Raw genomic sequence first — 16,841 nt, forward strand, 5'->3', positions numbered from 1 at the left:
CACTTGCAACTGGGGGGCGAAGGCACGAACATGAGTATCTCGTCGACCGACCAGACGACGGCCTCGGTCGTCGTCGTGGACTACGGGCTGGGGAACCTCCGGAGTGTCACGCGCGGGCTCGAACGCGCGAACGCGGACGTGACAATCTCTGACGACCCCGGCGCACTCGACGACGCCGACGGCATCGTGCTCCCGGGCGTCGGCGCGTTCGGCGACGGCATGGAGAACGCCGGCCCGTTCCGCGACGCGCTCGTCGACGCCGCCGACGAGGGCCGCCCGCTGTTCGGCATCTGTCTCGGGATGCAGATGTTGCTCACGGAGAGCGAGGAAGCCGAACGCGAGGGGCAAGGCGACGTGAAGGGCCTGGACCTGATTCCGGGGCGCAACCGTCGATTCACGGGCGACGTGAAGGTCCCGCACATGGGATGGAACGAACTCGACGTCGTCCGCGACCACCCGCTTGTCGAGGGCGTCGACGGCGAGTATGCGTACTTCGTGCACTCCTACTACGCCGAGCCGGACAGCGACGACCACGTGGTCGCCGAGACCGACTACGGCGAGGCGTTCCCGTCCATCGTCGCCAACGACGAGGGCAACGTCTTCGGCACCCAGTTCCACCCCGAGAAATCCGGCGAGACCGGGCTCCAGATTCTCCGGAACTTCGTGGACATCTGCGCCGACCAGTAGCCCGTCAGCTGTTCTCGGTCCCAAACAGCATTTTTCTCCCGTTCCGTCGACAACGAGCGTACGACCACCGTAGCGTAGGTTCGTGAGGCAGAGGAGGACGGCGTACTGACCAACCGACAACGAGCATCCGCGAGCGAGCGGCTCGAAAAGCCCGAACGAAGCGGTTCACCGCGCGACCGCAGGGAGCGCGGGCCGACGACTGACCAGAGCGAGCGTCGGGAAGAAGGAGTGCTTTTTCCGCAAGTTTTTGCCAGCGAGCGGCACGTAGCACCGCGAGCGCAGCAAAAAGTGTGTCTTAGAGAAAATCCCTAACTTCGCTGTAGAACATGTCGTGGTGGTCGACTTCGCCGACGCGTTCGGCGATGTCGGTGGCGATGGCGTGCCAGCAGGATTCGTCGTGGTCGAGGTTGTACTGGCTGTCTTGGCAGTTGCAGTTGCCTTCTTCGACGATGTATTCGTCTTCGTGGCCGACGACGACGGTGAAGTCGTTGTACTGTTTGACGCGGCCTTCGCTGGCGGCTTCGATGGCGCGTTGGCCGCGGTCGCCGTGTTCGGCGAGGATGCGTTCGGTGATGGGGGCGGTGAGTTCGCCGGTGTCGGCGAGTGCGGCCCGCCAGTCGTCGACCTCGGGCACGACCCGCTGTTGGGTGGCGCGTGGTTTAGCAGGTTCGGTCGCGCGTCCGTGGTACGAGTTGGCGTATCAAAATAATTCCTTAATTATTGTTAATGCCATTCGAGCCATATAACATTATTATTCATTAACTTTATGCGGTTGGTCGTCCCGTCACCAGTTGCGATGCCCGTAGTACGCCACCGCACGACCGCTCGCACCGACTATCGACCGCCACAACGACCCACAGAGACCCCACCATGCCCACCTACACGGACATAGAGAACACCGGCGCGCCGGTCGTCCCGGACCTCCGGGGCGACGCCGACGAGGAAGAATCGCTATCCGAGACCGTCTGGAGCCACCGACACACGGAGCCTACTGATGAGTGACGACTACCCTGACTACACGCACCGAGACATCGACAATGCCGCCGCGCGCGAATTCCGCGAGCTGCTCGCGGACGACGACCCCTACGTGTTCGCGCCCGGCCTCTACCACGCCCTCGACGCGCGGCTCGCCGAACGCGCCGGCCACGACGCCGTCTACATGAGCGGCTACTCGACGGTCCTCGGGCAGTTCGGCTTCCCGGACCTCGAGATGGTGTCGATTACCGAGATGGTCGAGAATGCCAAGCGCATCGTCGACGCCACCAGCCTCCCGGTCGTCGCCGACGCCGACACGGGCTACGGCGGCGTCCACAACGTCCGGCGCGCCGTCCGCGAGTACGAGAAGGCCGGCGTCGCCGCGATTCACATCGAGGACCAGACGACGCCCAAGCGCTGTGGCCACATCGCCGGGAAGGAAATCGTCTCCCGGGAGAAGGCCCAGGCGCGCTTCGAGGCCGCCGTCGACGCCAAGCAGTCCGAGGACACCGTCATCATCGCGCGCACCGACGCGTACGGCTCCGCGAACGGTGACTGGGAGGAACACCTCGAACGCGGCCGCATCTACGCCGACGCCGGCGTCGACCTCGTCTGGCCGGAGATGCCCGACCCGTCCCGCGAGGACGCCGTCGAGTACGCCGAGACCATCCACGAGACCCACCCGGACCTCGACCTCGCGTTCAACTACTCGTCGTCGTTCGCGTGGAGCGAGGAAGACGACCCGCTGACGTTCGAGGAGCTCGGCGACCTCGGCTACGAGTACATCTTCATCACCCTCTACGGCCTCCACTCGGGCGCCCACGCCGTCTACGAGGACATGGAGAACATCGCGAACAACGCCGAGCAGGCGCAGTTCGACCTCGAAGACCGCTACCTCGGCCACGAGACCGAGAGCCACCACGACCTCTCGCTGGTCAGTCGCTACCAGGACATCGAGACCCAGTTCGACCCCGAGGCCCGTCGCCGCATCGAGGAGTCCGAGGGGTACAGCGAGGACGAGAGCGACCCGATTACGGCCGACGACGAGGCCGCGGCGACGCAGGATGACTGACCCGACCGCGCGCCACTACGATCGCGAGTTCGTGCGGACGTTCTTCACATCCCCGGCTGCCGTCGAGGGCGAGGACGACTCCGCCAAAATGATCCAGAGCGCGGCACAGCTGCGCGGCATCGAGGCACCGGACGTCTGGGTGCCGGACAACGAGGACGCCACCGCGCCCTCCATGCGCGCCGAAGGCGCACAAAACATCGTGGACGTGGTGAGCGACCACGGGAGCGAGTTCCCGGGGGAAATCCACCCGCGGGTAGTCTGGCACCACGAAAGTCCGTCCACCCGCTACCGCGGCTTCCAGCAGATGCTCACCATCGCCAACCCCGACGCCGGCGCCGTCGACCACATCGACGGCTTCGTCATCCCGGAAGTCGGCGACATCGACGACTGGAAGAAAGCCGACGAAGCCATCACCGTCGTCGAAGCAGAGCACGGCCTCGACGAAGGCAGCCTCTCAATGTCCGTCATCGTCGAGAGCGGCGAAGCCGAACTCGCCATGGCCGACCTCCGCGAGGAAATGGGCAACCCCTCGAACAACCTCGAACGCATGTTCCTGCTCGTCGACGGCGAAGTCGACTACACCAAAGACATGCGCGCGATGACCCCGACTGGGGAACTCCCGCCATGGCCCGAACTCCGCCACAACACCTCCCGCGGCGCCAGCGCCGCCGGCCTCGTCGCCGTCGACGGTCCTTACGACGACATCCGCGACGTCGAGGGCTACCGCCAGCGCATGCAGGACAACCGCGCGAAGGGGATGACCGGCATCTGGTCGCTCACACCCGAGCAGGTCGAAGTTGCGAATACTGCGCCACTCCCGCCCGAAACCGGGAGCTGGCTGCTCGACGTCGACGGCCGCGAGGTCGAACTCGACGCCGAGGACGGCCGCCAGGTCTACGACGGCGACCACCTCTCCCTGGAGCAAACAGAGGGCGGCTACGTGCTCGGTGTCGGCGGCGACGAGCGCGAACTCTCCGAGGAGGAACTCCGTGAGGAACTGCTCGACCGCACCTCATACGTCCCCAGTATGGGTGACATCGTGGACTCCATGGAGGAGTTCGAAGCCGCCAAGGAAGCCGGCAAGGGCGCCATCGCGATGACCCAGGCCGCAACCCTCGACCTCGACGGCGTCACCGTCGAACTCAGCAAGGACCGCATGTGGGACGAAGCCACTTACCAAGCGGCCCAGACGCCGATTACCCTCTTCCAGGACGTCTACCACCACCGCCCCGACCAGCACGACGACCTCCAAGCCAGGTACGGCAAAGACGTCGTCGAACGCGCAACCAACGTCGGGAACTAACGACGCGCGGCCGCACGCGGACGTGCTCAGCCCGCCCGCGGCCGTTCCGTCGGCATCCAGAATCTCGTAGCTCGGGAGGTTCTCGCCTCCCACTTCTCACGACCCACAGTGCTGCACAACTCGGGAAACTACGTCTCCCGCTGCTCGCGCCTCGCTACGCTCAGCGCTCGCTTGACCCGAGAGACTTCGTCTCTCGCAACCGTCGGCCTTTTTTCCGCGTCGCACCGAGAAGCGGTATGCTCGTCGAGGAAGGCGGCGTGACCGTCGAAGTACCCGGGGAGGCTGGCGGCGGCGAGGGCGCCGGCGACGGCGTGTTCTTCAACCCCACGCAGGAACTCAACCGGGACCTGACGGTCGCGGCGCTGTCGGCGTACCGCGAGCGCGAGCCGCGCGCGGAGACGTACCTCGACGCGATGGCCGCCAGCGGTATCCGGGGCGTCCGCGCGGCCGCAAACGACTGGACGACGACGCTCGCGGACCTCGACCCTGATTCGGTCGAACTCGCGCGGGCGAACCTCGCGCGCAACGACCTCGACGGCGAGGTCGTCCAGCGCAACGTCAACAGCCTCCTCCACGAGGACGGCCAGTTCTTCGACGTGGTGGACCTCGACCCGTTCGGGACGCCGATTCCGTTCGCGGACGCGGCGTTCGCGAACGCCCGCAACCTCGTCTGCGTCACGGCCACCGACACCGCGCCGCTGTGTGGCGCGCACTTCGAGTCCGGCGTCCGGAAGTACTCCGCCGTCCCCCGGAACACCGAGTACCACGCCGAGATGGGGCTGCGCGTGCTGCTGTCCGCGCTCGCCCGGACCGCCGCGCGCTACGACGTCGGCGTCACGCCCATCCTCAGCCACGTCAGCGACCACTACGTCCGCACGTATCTGGACCTCTCGCACACCGCGACCGAGGCCAACGAAGCCATCGACGAACTCGGCTACGTCTACCACTGCCAGGAGTGTCTCCACCGCGAGCACGAGTACGGCCTGATTGCGGACCCACCGGAGACGTGCGCGCACTGCGGCGGCCGACAAGTGCTGCCCGCGGGCCCGCTGTGGCTCGGGGCCGCCCACGACCGGCAGTTCGTCGCCGAGGTCCGCGAGCACGTCACTGATTACATGGGCACCGCCAAACGCGCGCGCAAACTACTCGATACTGTCGCGGGCGAACTCCACGAACCCACGCACTTCGACCAGCACCGCCTCTACAAGCAGTGGGGAGAGCCCGCCGTGGGCATGGACGAGTTCCTCGACGAACTCCACGAGGCGGGGCTGGCGGCCTCGCGCACGCAGTACGGCGGCACGACGTTCAAGACCGACGGCACGCTCGCCGACGTCGAGGCCGCGGTCCGCGAGTAGGCGTCGCGCAGTAGCCCGATTTATGACCCACCACGTCGAAGTCCGTGACGTGACACGAATCGGGTCCGCCGTCGGGGTCGCGCGCCGCGTGGTCGGGACGGCCCAGGACGAGCAAGTGACGTTCCTCTCCGCGGCTGTCGCCTACTACGCGTTCGTCTCCCTGATTCCGCTGCTAGTGTTGTCAGTCGCAGTCGGGACCGTGCTCGGCGGCGTCGAACTCGTCGACGCCATCGTCGGCGCGCTCGGGCCGTTCCTCACCGAGTCCGGCGAGACAGCGCTCCGGGACGCGATGACGGACGGCCGCGGGCGGACGAGCGCGACCGTCGTCAGTCTCCTCCTGTTGACGTGGTCCGCGCTCAAACTGTTCCGCGGCCTCGACGTCGCGTTCTCGCAGGTGTACGGCGTCCAGGAGCCCGAGTCGCTGCTCGAACAGGTCGTCGACGGACTCGTCGTCCTGCTGACGCTGCCGCTGGCGGTCGGCGCGGCAATCGTCGTGACGGTGCTCGTGCCCTACCTCGACGTCCTGCCGTACCTCGACCTCGCCAGCGCGCTGACGCTGCCGGTCGCGCTCACGCTGGTGTTTCTGCCGTCGTACTACGTCTTCCCGGACGTCGAGATGTCCGTCCGGGAAGCGGTGCCGGGCGCAGCGTTCGCCGCGGTCGGGTGGACGCTCCTCGCGCAGGGGTTCCGCGTGTACGCCGCGTACGTCGGCGGCGGCGAACTGTACGGGATTCTGGGCGGCGCGCTCCTCCTCGTGACGTGGCTGTACTTCGGCGGCATCGTTATCACCCTCGGTGCGGTACTCAACGCCGTGCTGTCGGGACGACCTGACGACGACGAGAAGCCGGAGCCCGAGCCACCGAACGAGGCGCCGGACGTCGCCGAACTCGGCGCGGAAGTCGAAGCGCTGCGCGCCGAGTTGGACGCCAAGACCGTGCGCAAGTCCGAGCTGGAGGCGGACCTCAAGCAGTACGTCCGCCAGCGCCTGCGCCGCGGGAAAGCCCGCGGCTGGGGACCGTACCTCGTGTTGCTGTACGGCACCCTGATGACCGTCGGCGCGTTCCACTACCTCGACGGCGGCTGGTCCATCCTGGCGATGCTCGTAGTGTGGCTGTCGACGCTGGGCCTGTACGTGCTGATGGTGTTGTTCGGCCTGAGCATCAACGCAGTCGGTCTCTCGGGCCGCATTGCCGACCGCGTGCGGTCGTGGCGACGATGAGCGCAATCGACAGGAGCGTCAGCGTCACGGAGACGCTCGCAGGAAGCCTCCCCGAGGCGCTGGTGCCGGTGTTCGTGGTGTTGACGTTCCTCGGGAGCACGTGGTTCGTGACGACTGTCGGCCCCGCGGTCTACCTGTTCGGCCCCAAACGCGACTGGCTGTCGCGCCGCGACGGCGCGCGCCTGCTCGCGGTGAGCATCGGCGCGCTCGCGCTCGTCGTCCTCACGAAGGGGCTGTTCGCGGAGCCGCGGCCGCCCGAGTCGGTGATGCGCATCGCCGAGGACGGCAACGGCTTCCCGAGCGGCCACGCCACCGGTGCGGCGGCGTTCTACGGCGGACTCGCAGCGCTCCTCGACGTGAGCGACCGCGCGCGCCGGTACGCTGCAGCCGCCGGGATGATTGCGCTCGTGGCGTTCACGCGGCTCGTGCTCGGCGTCCACTACCTCGGGGACGTAGTCGCGGGCGCGCTCCTCGGCACGGCGTTCGTCGTGGCGCTGCTCGCGCTCACCCGCCGCCGCGTCGGCTACGGGTTCGTCGTCGCGACCACTACCGCCGTCGCGGCCGTCGTGCTCGTCGGCCCTACCGAGGACCCGGTCGCGGCACTCGGCGGGACGGTCGGCGCGCTCGTCGGCTGGTGGCTGGTGACCCGCAGGGGCGCACTGCTGAACGACGTCTCGGTAAAGACCGCGGCCCCCATTCTCGTCGTGCTCGGCGGGACCGCCGCGCTCACGCTGAAAGTGGACGCGATGCTGCCCGCGATAGGTGTGGCACACGTCGTCGCCGGCGTCGCGTTCGTCGCGCTCCCGGTCCTGCGGCAGTGACGCCGTCGCTGGTCGGCGCGCGACGCGAAAGAAAACGTGGAGTGGAGCCGTCTAGAACTTCTCGAGGTAGCGGTCGAGCTCCCAGTCGGAGACGTCGACGCGGTAGTCGTCGTACTCGGCGTTCTTCGCTTCGAGGAACTTCTCGGAGACGTGGTCGCCGAGCGCGTCTAGGACGACCTCGTCGTCTTCGAGCTCGTCGAGGGCGTCGCCGAGGTTCGACGGCAGCGTCTCGATGCCGTACTCGTCGCGCTTGGCCTCGTCGAACTCGTAGATGTTCTCGCGGACCGGGTCGTCGCAGTCGAGGCCGCGCTCGATGCCGTCGAGGCCGGCGTGGATGAGCGCCGCGAACGCCAGATACGGGTTACACGACGGGTCCGGGAAGCGCGCCTCGATACGGCTGGCGGCGGGCACGCGGGCCGCGGGCTTGCGGATGAGCGCGGAGCGGTTGCGGTCCGACCACGCGACGTACACCGGCGCTTCGTAGCCGGGGACGAGGCGCTTGTAGGAATTCACGGTCGGGTTCGTGACCGCGGCCAGCGCCGGCGCGTGTTCGAGGATGCCAGCCGTGAACTGCTTGGCCGTCTCCGAGAGGTCGAACTCGTCGTCGCCGTCGTGGAACGCGTTCTCGCCGTCCTCGGTGAACAGCGAGATGTGGGTGTGCATGCCGGAGCCGTTGATGCGCGGGATGGGCTTGGGCATGAACGTCGCGTGGAGGTCGTGCTGGGCCGCGATGGCGCGCACGACCGTCCGGAACGTCCCGACGTTGTCCGCCGTCGTGAGGGCGTCGTCGTACTCGAAGTTGATCTCGTGCTGGCCCTGCGCGACCTCGTGGTGGGAGGCCTCGATTTCGAAGCCCATGTCTTCGAGGCCGTAGATGATGTCACGGCGGACGTCGCTGGCGAGGTCCTTCGGCGCGAGGTCGAAGTAGCCACCGGCGTCGTTGGTCTTCGTCGTCGCGCGACCTTCCTCGTCCTCCTCGAAGAGGAAGAACTCGGGTTCGGGCGCGGCGTTGACCTTGTACCCCATCTCCTCGGCGCGGTCGAGGGCCTGCTTGAGCACGTAGCGCGGGTCACCCTCGAACGGCTCGCCGGTCGAGGTGTCGACGACATCGCAGATGAGACGCGCAGCGCCGCCCTCTTCCTCGTCCTCGCGGGTGCGCCACGGGAGCACGGAGAACGTCTCGGGGTCGGGGACGAGGCGCATGTCCGACTCCTGGATGCGGACGAAGCCCTCGATGGACGAGCCGTCGAAGTAGATGCCGTCCTCGAACGCCTTCTCCGCCTGACTGGCGGGGATGGAGACGTTCTTCACGGTGCCGAGGATGTCCGTGAATTGGAGACGGAGGAAGTCGATGTTCTGTTCGTCTATCTTCTCGAGTACCGCCTGCTCGCTCGGGCTGAGGCCCTCACTAGGATTCCCGTTCGTCATATCTGTGGACACTCCAGACGAGTACATCCACCATTAAAGCAGTAGCGGTTAGCGTAATTTTGGGAGACGCAGCGATAACTGAACATTCGTAAACTTCTATACGGCGGAGACGGTAGGGGTGGGTATGACGTACGAAAACCTCGACGCGCACCTCGTCAACGAGCTGCTGGCCGACGGCCGCGCCAGCCTGCGCAGCCTCGCCGACGAACTCGACGTATCGGTGACGACCGTCTCCAACCACCTCAAAGACCTGGAAAACGAGGGCGTCATCGAGGGGTACGTCCCAATCGTCGACTACGACCAGCTCGGCTACGACGTCACCGCCATCATCCAACTCAAGGTCGAGGGTGGCGCGCTCCCCGACATCACCGACCGCTTCCGCGACCACAAGCAGATGGTCTCCGTCTACGAGGTCACCGGCGACCACGACGTCATCGCCGTCGGGAAGTTCAACGACACCGACGACATGAACGCGCTCATCAAGGAACTGCTCTCGGACGCCGACATCAAGGAGTCCAACACGAGCGTCGTGCTCAACGCCGCCGCCGAACACGAGCAGTTCGAGCTCGACGTCGACGACGAGTAACGCGACCACTCCTTTCTGCGACCGCGCGTGACCCGGAGCCGCCGCTATCCAGCGAAACGTCGAAAGAAAATCGCGAGTAGTCAGCCGACGGTGCAGCGCGGCGGAACGGGAGCATCCGGCGACCGGAGGTCGCCGGTTCACAGCGCGCGAAGCGCGCTGGCCCCGAGGACCCCCGAAGTGGGGTCCACGGGGCTTTTTAGCGTAGCTTTTTCCCAGCGAACGAGGGCGCGGTAGCGCCCGAGTGAGTGCAGGAAAAAGGTACTACATCATCCCGCCCATGCCGCCGCCCATGCCGCCTGCGGGGCCGCCGGCACCGCCCTCGTCACCCTTGTCGGTGGAGAGGTCGCCGGCGGAGATGATGTCGTCGATTTTGAGCACGAGGTTCGCGGCTTCGGAGGCGCTCGTGACGGCCTGCTCTTTGGCGTGTGCGGGCTCGACGACACCGGCTTCGAAGGTGTCCTCGAGGTTGCCGGAGAGCACGTTGAGGCCGGTGCGTTCCTCGCCGGATTCGTGCGCGGAGCGCAGGTCGACGAGCGTGTCGATGGAGTCGAGGCCGGCGTTCTCGGCGAGCACGCGCGGCACGAGTTCCAGGGAGTCCGCGAACGCTTCGACGGCGAGCTGTTCGCGGCCGGAGACGGAGTCCGCGAAGTCGCGGAGCCGGTCGGCGACTTCGACTTCGATGGCGCCGCCGCCGGGGAGGACGCGGCCGTCGCTGAGCGTCTGCGCGGAGACGTCGAGCGCGTCAGTGACGCCGCGTTCGAGCTCGTCGACGACGTGTTCGGTGGAGGCGCGCAGGAGGATGGTGACGCCGTGGGCGTCCTCGTCGTGGCCCTCGACGTAGAAGAGTTCGTCCTCGCTGTCGCGGGAGATAGAACCGCTGGCGACGTTGGCTGCGGTCGCGGAGTCGAGGTCCGTGACGACTGCCGTGTTGAGGACGTTCGTCAGGAACTCGATGTCGGACTTCTTGGTGCGACGGATGGCGAGGATGCCCTCCTTCGCGAGGTAGTGCTGGGCCATGTCGTCGATGCCCTTCTGACAGAAGACGACGTTCGCGCCGGTGTCGACAATCTGCTGGACCTTCTGCTTGAGCTGCTCCTCTTCCTGGTCGAGGAAGGACTGGAGCTGGTCGGGGCTCTCGATGTTGACCGAGGTGTCGGCTTCGGCTTCCTCGACTTCGATGGCCTCGTTCAGCAGGAGGATTTTGGCGTCCTCGACGTCCGTCGGCATCTCGTCGTGGACCGGGTCCTTGTCGATGGCGGCACCGACGAGGAGCTCGGAGTCACCGACCGCGCGGCCGGTCTGGGTCTCGACGTTGATGTTCGCGGCGTCGACGACGGTGCTGCCGTCGGCGGCCTCGACGGAGACCTGATTGATGGCGTCGTAGATGATGCCGGAGAGCAGCTCCTTGTCGAGCTCGGCGCCCTTGCCGGTCATGGAGGTCTCGGCGACGCTGCGGATGAGGTCCTCGTCCTCGGGGTCGACGTCGATGGCGACGTTGTCGACTTCCTCGCGGGCCTGCTCGGCGGCGAGGTTGTAGCCCTTGATGATGGCGGTCGGGTGGATGTCGCGCTCGAGGAGGTCCTCGGCGTTCTTGAGGAGTTCGCCCGCAATGGCGACCGCGGTCGTCGTGCCGTCGCCGGCCTCGTCTTCCTGGGTTTCGGCGACTTCGACGATCATCTCCGCGGTCGGGTTGTCGATGTCCATCTCCTGGAGGATGGTGACGCCGTCGTTCGTGATGGTGACGTCGCCCATCGAGGAGACGAGCATCTTGTCCATCCCTTTCGGGCCAAGTGTGGAGCGGACGGCGTCCGCGACGGCTCGCGCCGCGGAGATGTTGTGCTCCTGAGCGTCCTTGTCTTTCACGCGCTGTGCGTCGTCTCCCATGATGATCATGGGCTGCCCCTGCATCCGCTGTTGTTGTGCCATAGGTACCTGGATGATTGATTGTGATTCTATATAAAATCTTCTATCCCGCTCCGAGGCCGGTCGCGCGCCGAATGGAAGAACACGCCCTGAGTCCCGCGGAAAATCACTACACAGCCCGAATAGTGTGTTAGTCGTTCACACGAGACGGGCGCGTCGAACCGGCCTTTAAGTTAGGCGACGTCGGATTCGTGCTCGACGAGCTCCGCCATCGCGAAGTCCGGCTCGACGCGGTCGATGCGCACCCGCACGCGGTCACCCATGTCGGCCTCGGGCACTAGCACCACGAAGTCGTCGACGTGCGCGACGCCGTCGCCCTCGTCGCCGATGTCCTCGACGTCCACGACGTACTCCTCGTCCTCCTCGACCGGTACGGGTGTGTCTGATTCGCGCATACACTCCCGTTCCCGACCCGGCGAAAAGAGCGCTGGGGCCGATGTGACGGTCAGGACTCGTGGTGCGAGCGCCACACGTCCTCGAGGTCGTCGCGGAAGTCGTGGAACTCGTTGACTGCGTAGTGGTGCGCGCCGATGCGCTCGCCGAGCGGCTCGCCGGTCTCCTCGTCCACGAGCGCGTAGTACTCTCGGGCGACGTCGCCGTCCTCGCGCTCCTCCTCGACTTTCTCCAGCAGGAGGTCGCCGTACTCGACGCTCTCGCCCAAGTCGTGGTAGCCCAGTTCCAGCACCTTCCGCGCGGTGTCCTCGTCGATGTTCGGCGGTTCCATACGGGCGACTCCGGCCGGCCCCCAAGTAGGCGCTGTGGCCGTTCGCTGGAAAACTCGAAGTACTCGACTACGCACTAGTTTGAGATGCCAACTCCCAAATAGAGCATACGCGCGGCTCTGCCTATCGGGATTTAAACTGGAGGAAGACGGTCCTGCTCGCTGTGGTGCGCGGGCTGCGACTTCCAGAGTTCAAATCCCGCCGTCGTTTACGAAACCATCGCGCGCCCAGCGACAGAACCGTCGCTGGGCGGCGCGAGTACGGTGAAAACGCCGGGACAGGGATTTGAACCCTGAACCCCGTAAGGGGACACGCTTTCCAGGCGTGCGCTTTGCCATTCGGCCATCCCGGCCCGTCGTAACCTATCCGGGTCTGTCGTTTAAACCCTTCTTTTCGCGTCAGTGGAGGCGAGTGGCCGCGAGGTGGGCGACCAGCGAGGACGCCGCGAAGACGACGACGGCGACGCCAAGCAGCGGGAGGAAGCCGACGCCCTCGTCGGCGAACAGTCGGTAGCCCTGGGCGAGCACGAGGAACGCGAGCGCGCCGACGGCGCCCCACGCCAGCGTGTCCAACGTGGAGCGACGCATCTAGTCGCGCTGGGCGGCGATGGCTTCGATTTCGACGGCCGCGCCCTTCGGGAGCGCCGAGACTTCGAGCGCGGAGCGGGCGGGCGGGTTGTCCTGGAAGTACTCCTTGTACGCCTCGTTCATCTCGTCGAAGTCGTCGATGTCGTCGAGGAACACCGAGACCTTGAGCACGTCCTGCATCGTGAGGCCCTCGGCTTCGAGGATGGCCTTGACGTTCTCGAGGCTCTGCCGGGTCTGGGTGGCGATGGGTTCGTCGTCGAGGTGGTCGCCGTCCGGCGTCAGCGGAATCTGGCCGGCGGTGAAGACGAGGTCGCCGTCGGTCGTCGCCTGGCTGTACGCGCCGACCGCAGCGGGGGCGTCGGGGGTGTCGATAATGCGTTTCATGTCCGGTGAGTCGCGGTCACACGTATTAAAGACCGGCGTCAGCGCTCGGCGGCGGCCGGGAAGCCGGCAGACGCCGGAGTCACCAGATTCGTGTCCGTTCGCGCGCAAGCGGGCGTATGCGTGGCCGAACAGTCGCCGCCGGCGCCGTCGCGTCGCTGGCCGGCGCCGCGGCGTGGCGAGCGCGCGACGTGCCGTTCAGCCCGGTGACCGGCGGGGGCCACATCGGCGCGGAGTTCGTCGCACGGCGCGGACTCGCCGCCGAAGACCCCGCACTCGTCGGCGAGATGGACGACATGGCCGAGTTCGCGCGGCCGGACTTCGACCCCGAGCGCGTCGCGGGCGACGTCCGGCGGTTCTACGAGCGCACGACCGAGTACGAGATGCTGCTTCGCGCGCGCTGGCACCGCCCGTTCCGAAAGGGCGCGCGCCTCGCTGCGCCCGTGACGACCCGCATTCGCCAGTTGAATCTCCCGGGCCCGAGCGACGAGGACTGGCACCGGCTTGGAAGCGAGTTCGTCGCGCTCGACCCCGACGCCGACCCGCGGGACGGCGCGCGAGCGTGGATTCGCACGGACGAGTCCGGGGCGGCGGTGTTCGTAGCGCTGTACGCGAGCCACGAGCGCGACGGCGAGCGGTTCGTGAACATCGCGGCACCGCTGCCCGGCGGCAACCTCTCGACGGTGCTGCGCATCGGGCACCTCGGCGCGGGCGACGCGACCGGCGTGGAACTGACCACGAGAGCACCCGGCGACCCCGGGCTCTACTGGGTCACGCCGCCCGCTGGATTCGCGCTCCCCGCGGACCAGCGGTTCCGCGTGTGGCCGACGGACGGGACGGTGAGCGCGCCCGCAGAAGTAGACGACCCGACCGGCGGCGACGCGGTGGCGCTGGCGACCCACGAGATGTGGCTGTGTGGCGCGCAGTTCCTCACCGTCGAGTACGCGGTCGTGCCCGCGTAGTCAGTTCTGGGGGCGCGGTCCGTTGAGCACGGTGACCTCGAAGCCCGCCTCGCGGATGCGGTCCAGGAGCGCGTCGACGTGTTCGGGGCCGCGGGTCTCGAGGTCGAGTTCGACCTCCGCGGCGTTCATCGCGATGTCGCGGTTCGTGCGGTCGTGCTGGATGGCGTAGATGTTCGCGCGCTCGTCCGCGACGACGTCGATGAGGTCGTCGAGGGCGCCGGGGCGGTCCTTCAGGACAGTGCGAATCTTCACGTAGCGACCCTGATCGACGAGCCCGCGCATGACGACTGTCGTGAGGAGGTTGAGGTCGATGTTGCCGCCGCAGAGCGCGGGCACGACGACCTCGTCGTCCTCGTAGACGAACTTGCCTTCGAGCAGCGCCGCGAGTGGCGTCGCGCCCGCGCCCTCGACGAGGGTCTTCCCGCGTTCGAGCATCAGCACGAGCGCGGTCGCGATCTCGTCGTCGGAGACGGTGACGACCTCGTCCACGCGCTCCCGGATGACCGGGAACGTCTGCTCGCCGACCCGGCGCACGGCGATGCCGTCCGCGATGGTGTCCACGGAGTCGAGGGCCTGCGGCTCGCCCTTCTGGAGCGAGGGGGCGACCGTGGAGGCACCTTCGGCCTGCACGCCGACGACGCGGACGTCCGGGTCGTGAGCCTTCACCGCAGTCGCGACGCCCGAGATGAGTCCGCCGCCGCCGATGGGGACGACGACGGTGTCGACTTCGGGGAGGTCGTCGACGATTTCGAGGCCAATCGTCCCCTGCCCGGCCATCACGTGCTCGTCGTCGAAGGCGTGGACGTAGGTGCGACCCTCCTCGTCTTCGAGTTCATGGGCGTGGGTCTGGGCGGCGTCGTAGTCGACGCCGTGGAGGACGACCTCCGCGCCGTAACTCTTCGTCGCCTTGACTTTCGAGATGGGCGCGGTCTCGGGCATCACGACCTTCGCGTCGACGCCCGAGCGCGAGGCCGCGAGCGCGACGCCCTGTGCGTGGTTGCCCGCCGAGGCGGTGACGACGCCGGCGTCGCGCTCGGCCTCCGACAGCGTGCGGATGCGGTTGGTCGCGCCGCGAATCTTGAACGACCCCGTCCGCTGGAAACACTCCAGTTTCAGGTGGACCTCCGCGTCGGTCATCCGGGAGAACGTGTTGGAGTAGTCCAGCGGGGTGTGGCGGGCGACGTCAGCGACGCGCTCGCGGGCGTCGAGCACGTCGTCGAGTCCAATCATGCTCGCGGCTACGGCGCTGTCGCTGTTAACGGTTGGTGGTGTGCTCCAAGAATACGTGGGGGACGGAGCGTGTGACGATTACGACGACGACCCGGATGGTGATAAAAGCGACCAAAGCACGGTGAAAGTGAAAGTGCAGGAATGCGGCGGGACGACGCGGGCAGCCGCGGACCGACAGCGGTTTTTCGCGGCGCTGTGAGTCTCGACCGTGCGCTCCCGACTCCGCGCGGTGTGGCGGCGCGTCTTCGCGCTCGCGTGGCCCGTGATGACCGAGCAGACGCTCCGCACGCTGATGCGGACCGTCGACGTCGTCGTCACCGCCGCCATCTCGCCGGCTGCCGTCGTCGCCGTCGGCATCGCGGACCTCTACGCGCGCTTCCCGCTGCGCGTCGGCCTCGGCTTGGGCGGCGGTGCCATCAGCCTCTCCAGTCAGGACACCGGCCGCGACGCCACCGTCACCCGCGACGAGGCCATCACGCAGGCCGTCCTCGTCGGCGCGCTCGCGGGCGTTCCGTTCGCCGCGTTCGGCGTGCTGTTCGGCCCGGCCGCCATCCGCCTGCTCGGCGCTGCACCGAACGTCGTCACGCTCGGAAGCACCTACCTTGCTGTCATCCTCCTCACCGCGCCCGCACGCCACGTCGCGCTCATCGCCGCCCGTGCCCTGCAAGGGACCGGCGACACGCGCACGCCGATGTACGTCAACGCCGTCTCCAACCTCGGCAACGTCGCCGGCAGCGTCGGCCTCGGCCTGGGCTACTTCGGCCTCCCCGAACTCGGCGTCGTCGGCGTCGGCGCCGCCACCGCCGCCGCGAACACCTTCACCGCCGTCGCGCTCACCGTCGCCATCGCGTCCTCGTACACCGCCGCCGGCTTCGCGCGCCCGCGCTCTCGAATCATCACGAAACAGCTGTTCGCGGTTAGCCTCCCGAAAATCGCGGAGGGGACCGTCTCCGCGCTCGCGGAGTTCCCGTTCAACGCCCTGCTGCTCTCCTTCGGGACGAACGTCAACGCCGCGTTCCAAATCGGCCGCCGCGTCTACCAGCAGGTCACCGGCCCGCTCTCCCGCGGCTACAACGTCGCGGCGAACGTCGTCGTCGGCCAGGCGCTCGGCGAAGGCGACCCCGACACCGCGCGCTTCGACGGCTGGGCGGTCGCCGCGCTCGGCGTGCTCACGGTCGGTGCTGTCGGCCTCCTCCTCTCGTACTACGCCCGGCCGCTGGTCTCGCTACTCGCCGACGAACCCGAGACAATCCGCCACGGCGTCTGGTTCGCCCGCGCGTACGGCCTGAGCGCGCCGTTCCTCGCGGCGTTCGTCGGGCTCTCGGGCGCGCTCCAGGGCGCCAGCGAGACCCGCGTCCCGTTCGTCGCGCGCGCCACCGGGATGGTCGGCTTCCTCGTCGGCTTCTCGTGGCTCGTCGGTCACACGCTCGACTACGGCCCGCTTGCGGCGTACTGGGGCATCGCGCTCTCGAACGTCTGGATGGCTGCCGTCGTCGCCGCCGGCTTCCACTACGGCGGCTGGGCGAGTCGCGCGGCGTCGATGATGGCGGAACGGAGCGACGCGTAGAAAGAAGTCGTTACGGCGCGACT

The 16,841-nt window shown here is 67.4% G+C and carries 19 protein-coding genes and 1 tRNA gene; 11 read left to right on the plus strand and 9 right to left on the minus strand.

Annotation, left to right across the window (positions count from 1 at the left end):
• Positions 1 to 30 precede the first annotated feature (30 nt).
• Positions 31 to 687, plus strand: coding sequence for an imidazole glycerol phosphate synthase subunit HisH (gene hisH, locus LPA44_RS02855; protein WP_230888081.1), 657 nt, complete (start codon positions 31 to 33; stop codon positions 685 to 687).
• 295 nt (positions 688 to 982) lie between these two features.
• Here the strand turns inward: hisH and LPA44_RS02860 are convergent, their stop codons facing one another.
• On the minus strand, positions 983 to 1,321 hold the full coding sequence (locus LPA44_RS02860; RefSeq protein ID WP_230888082.1) for a hypothetical protein: 339 nt from the start codon (positions 1,319 to 1,321) through the stop codon (positions 983 to 985).
• Between the two features lie 236 nt (positions 1,322 to 1,557).
• Here LPA44_RS02860 and LPA44_RS18035 point away from each other — a divergent pair, with 236 nt between their 5' ends.
• From LPA44_RS18035 to LPA44_RS02885, 6 genes are all read left to right on the plus strand, one after another.
• On the plus strand, positions 1,558 to 1,689 hold the full coding sequence (locus tag LPA44_RS18035; protein ID WP_269069528.1) for a hypothetical protein: 132 nt from the start codon (positions 1,558 to 1,560) through the stop codon (positions 1,687 to 1,689).
• A complete protein-coding gene (aceA, locus tag LPA44_RS02865) occupies positions 1,682 to 2,734 on the plus strand; it encodes an isocitrate lyase (RefSeq protein ID WP_230888083.1) in 1,053 nt (350 codons plus the stop codon). The genes LPA44_RS18035 and aceA overlap by 8 nt, the downstream gene beginning before the upstream one ends.
• On the plus strand, positions 2,727 to 4,037 hold the full coding sequence (aceB, locus tag LPA44_RS02870; RefSeq protein ID WP_230888084.1) for a malate synthase AceB: 1,311 nt from the start codon (positions 2,727 to 2,729) through the stop codon (positions 4,035 to 4,037). The genes aceA and aceB overlap by 8 nt, the downstream gene beginning before the upstream one ends.
• Before the next feature lie 236 nt (positions 4,038 to 4,273).
• Entirely contained in the window at positions 4,274 to 5,392 is a 1,119-nt protein-coding gene (locus tag LPA44_RS02875; protein ID WP_230888085.1) for a tRNA (guanine(26)-N(2))-dimethyltransferase, read from the plus strand.
• Positions 5,393 to 5,414: 22 nt separating this feature from the next.
• Positions 5,415 to 6,611, plus strand: a complete 1,197-nt coding sequence (locus LPA44_RS02880) for a YihY/virulence factor BrkB family protein (protein WP_230888086.1) — start codon at positions 5,415 to 5,417, stop codon at positions 6,609 to 6,611.
• Positions 6,608 to 7,432, plus strand: a complete 825-nt coding sequence (locus LPA44_RS02885; protein WP_230888087.1) for a phosphatase PAP2 family protein — start codon at positions 6,608 to 6,610, stop codon at positions 7,430 to 7,432. The genes LPA44_RS02880 and LPA44_RS02885 overlap by 4 nt, the downstream gene beginning before the upstream one ends.
• A gap of 51 nt (positions 7,433 to 7,483) precedes the next feature.
• On the opposite strand, the gene glnA is transcribed toward LPA44_RS02885, so the two are convergent.
• Positions 7,484 to 8,860 carry a type I glutamate--ammonia ligase gene (gene glnA, locus LPA44_RS02890; protein ID WP_230888088.1) on the minus strand — a complete coding sequence of 459 codons (1,377 nt, stop codon included), beginning with the start codon at positions 8,858 to 8,860 and terminating at the stop codon, positions 7,484 to 7,486.
• A gap of 124 nt (positions 8,861 to 8,984) precedes the next feature.
• Here glnA and lrp point away from each other — a divergent pair, with 124 nt between their 5' ends.
• Complete coding sequence (gene lrp, locus LPA44_RS02895; protein ID WP_230888089.1) at positions 8,985 to 9,446, plus strand: HTH-type transcriptional regulator Lrp; 462 nt, start codon at positions 8,985 to 8,987, stop codon at positions 9,444 to 9,446.
• A 261-nt stretch (positions 9,447 to 9,707) separates the two neighbouring features.
• On the opposite strand, the gene thsB is transcribed toward lrp, so the two are convergent.
• From thsB to LPA44_RS02925, 6 genes are all read right to left on the minus strand, one after another.
• The gene (gene thsB, locus LPA44_RS02900; RefSeq protein WP_230888090.1) at positions 9,708 to 11,372 is read right to left on the minus strand and encodes a thermosome subunit beta; all 1,665 of its coding nucleotides are present in this window, start codon (positions 11,370 to 11,372) and stop codon (positions 9,708 to 9,710) included.
• A gap of 170 nt (positions 11,373 to 11,542) precedes the next feature.
• Positions 11,543 to 11,764, minus strand: coding sequence for a TRAM domain-containing protein (locus LPA44_RS02905; protein ID WP_230888091.1), 222 nt, complete (start codon positions 11,762 to 11,764; stop codon positions 11,543 to 11,545).
• Positions 11,765 to 11,814: 50 nt separating this feature from the next.
• Positions 11,815 to 12,093, minus strand: coding sequence for a hypothetical protein (locus tag LPA44_RS02910; protein ID WP_230888092.1), 279 nt, complete (start codon positions 12,091 to 12,093; stop codon positions 11,815 to 11,817).
• Between the two features lie 268 nt (positions 12,094 to 12,361).
• Positions 12,362 to 12,443, minus strand: a tRNA-Ser gene (locus LPA44_RS02915).
• 46 nt (positions 12,444 to 12,489) lie between these two features.
• Positions 12,490 to 12,678, minus strand: coding sequence for a hypothetical protein (locus tag LPA44_RS02920; RefSeq protein ID WP_230888093.1), 189 nt, complete (start codon positions 12,676 to 12,678; stop codon positions 12,490 to 12,492).
• Positions 12,679 to 13,062, minus strand: a complete 384-nt coding sequence (locus LPA44_RS02925) for a Rid family detoxifying hydrolase (RefSeq protein ID WP_230888094.1) — start codon at positions 13,060 to 13,062, stop codon at positions 12,679 to 12,681.
• A 116-nt stretch (positions 13,063 to 13,178) separates the two neighbouring features.
• Between LPA44_RS02925 and LPA44_RS02930 the strand changes: the two genes are divergently transcribed.
• Entirely contained in the window at positions 13,179 to 14,021 is an 843-nt protein-coding gene (locus tag LPA44_RS02930) for a hypothetical protein (RefSeq protein WP_230888095.1), read from the plus strand.
• Here the strand turns inward: LPA44_RS02930 and ilvA are convergent, their stop codons facing one another.
• The gene (gene ilvA, locus LPA44_RS02935) at positions 14,022 to 15,251 is read right to left on the minus strand and encodes a threonine ammonia-lyase (protein WP_230888096.1); all 1,230 of its coding nucleotides are present in this window, start codon (positions 15,249 to 15,251) and stop codon (positions 14,022 to 14,024) included.
• Between ilvA and LPA44_RS02940 the strand changes: the two genes are divergently transcribed.
• Together LPA44_RS02940 and LPA44_RS02945 are read left to right on the plus strand one after the other, a co-directional pair.
• Positions 15,250 to 15,450, plus strand: coding sequence for a hypothetical protein (locus LPA44_RS02940; protein WP_230888097.1), 201 nt, complete (start codon positions 15,250 to 15,252; stop codon positions 15,448 to 15,450). The two genes, ilvA and LPA44_RS02940, sit on opposite strands and share 2 nt — an antisense overlap.
• Positions 15,451 to 15,516: 66 nt before the next feature.
• The gene (locus LPA44_RS02945) at positions 15,517 to 16,818 is read left to right on the plus strand and encodes an MATE family efflux transporter (protein WP_269069619.1); all 1,302 of its coding nucleotides are present in this window, start codon (positions 15,517 to 15,519) and stop codon (positions 16,816 to 16,818) included.
• Positions 16,819 to 16,841: the final 23 nt, after the last annotated feature.

Origin of the sequence: Halobacterium sp. KA-4 (genome assembly GCF_021028995.1) — an archaeon.
Taxonomy (GTDB): domain Archaea; phylum Halobacteriota; class Halobacteria; order Halobacteriales; family Halobacteriaceae; genus Halobacterium.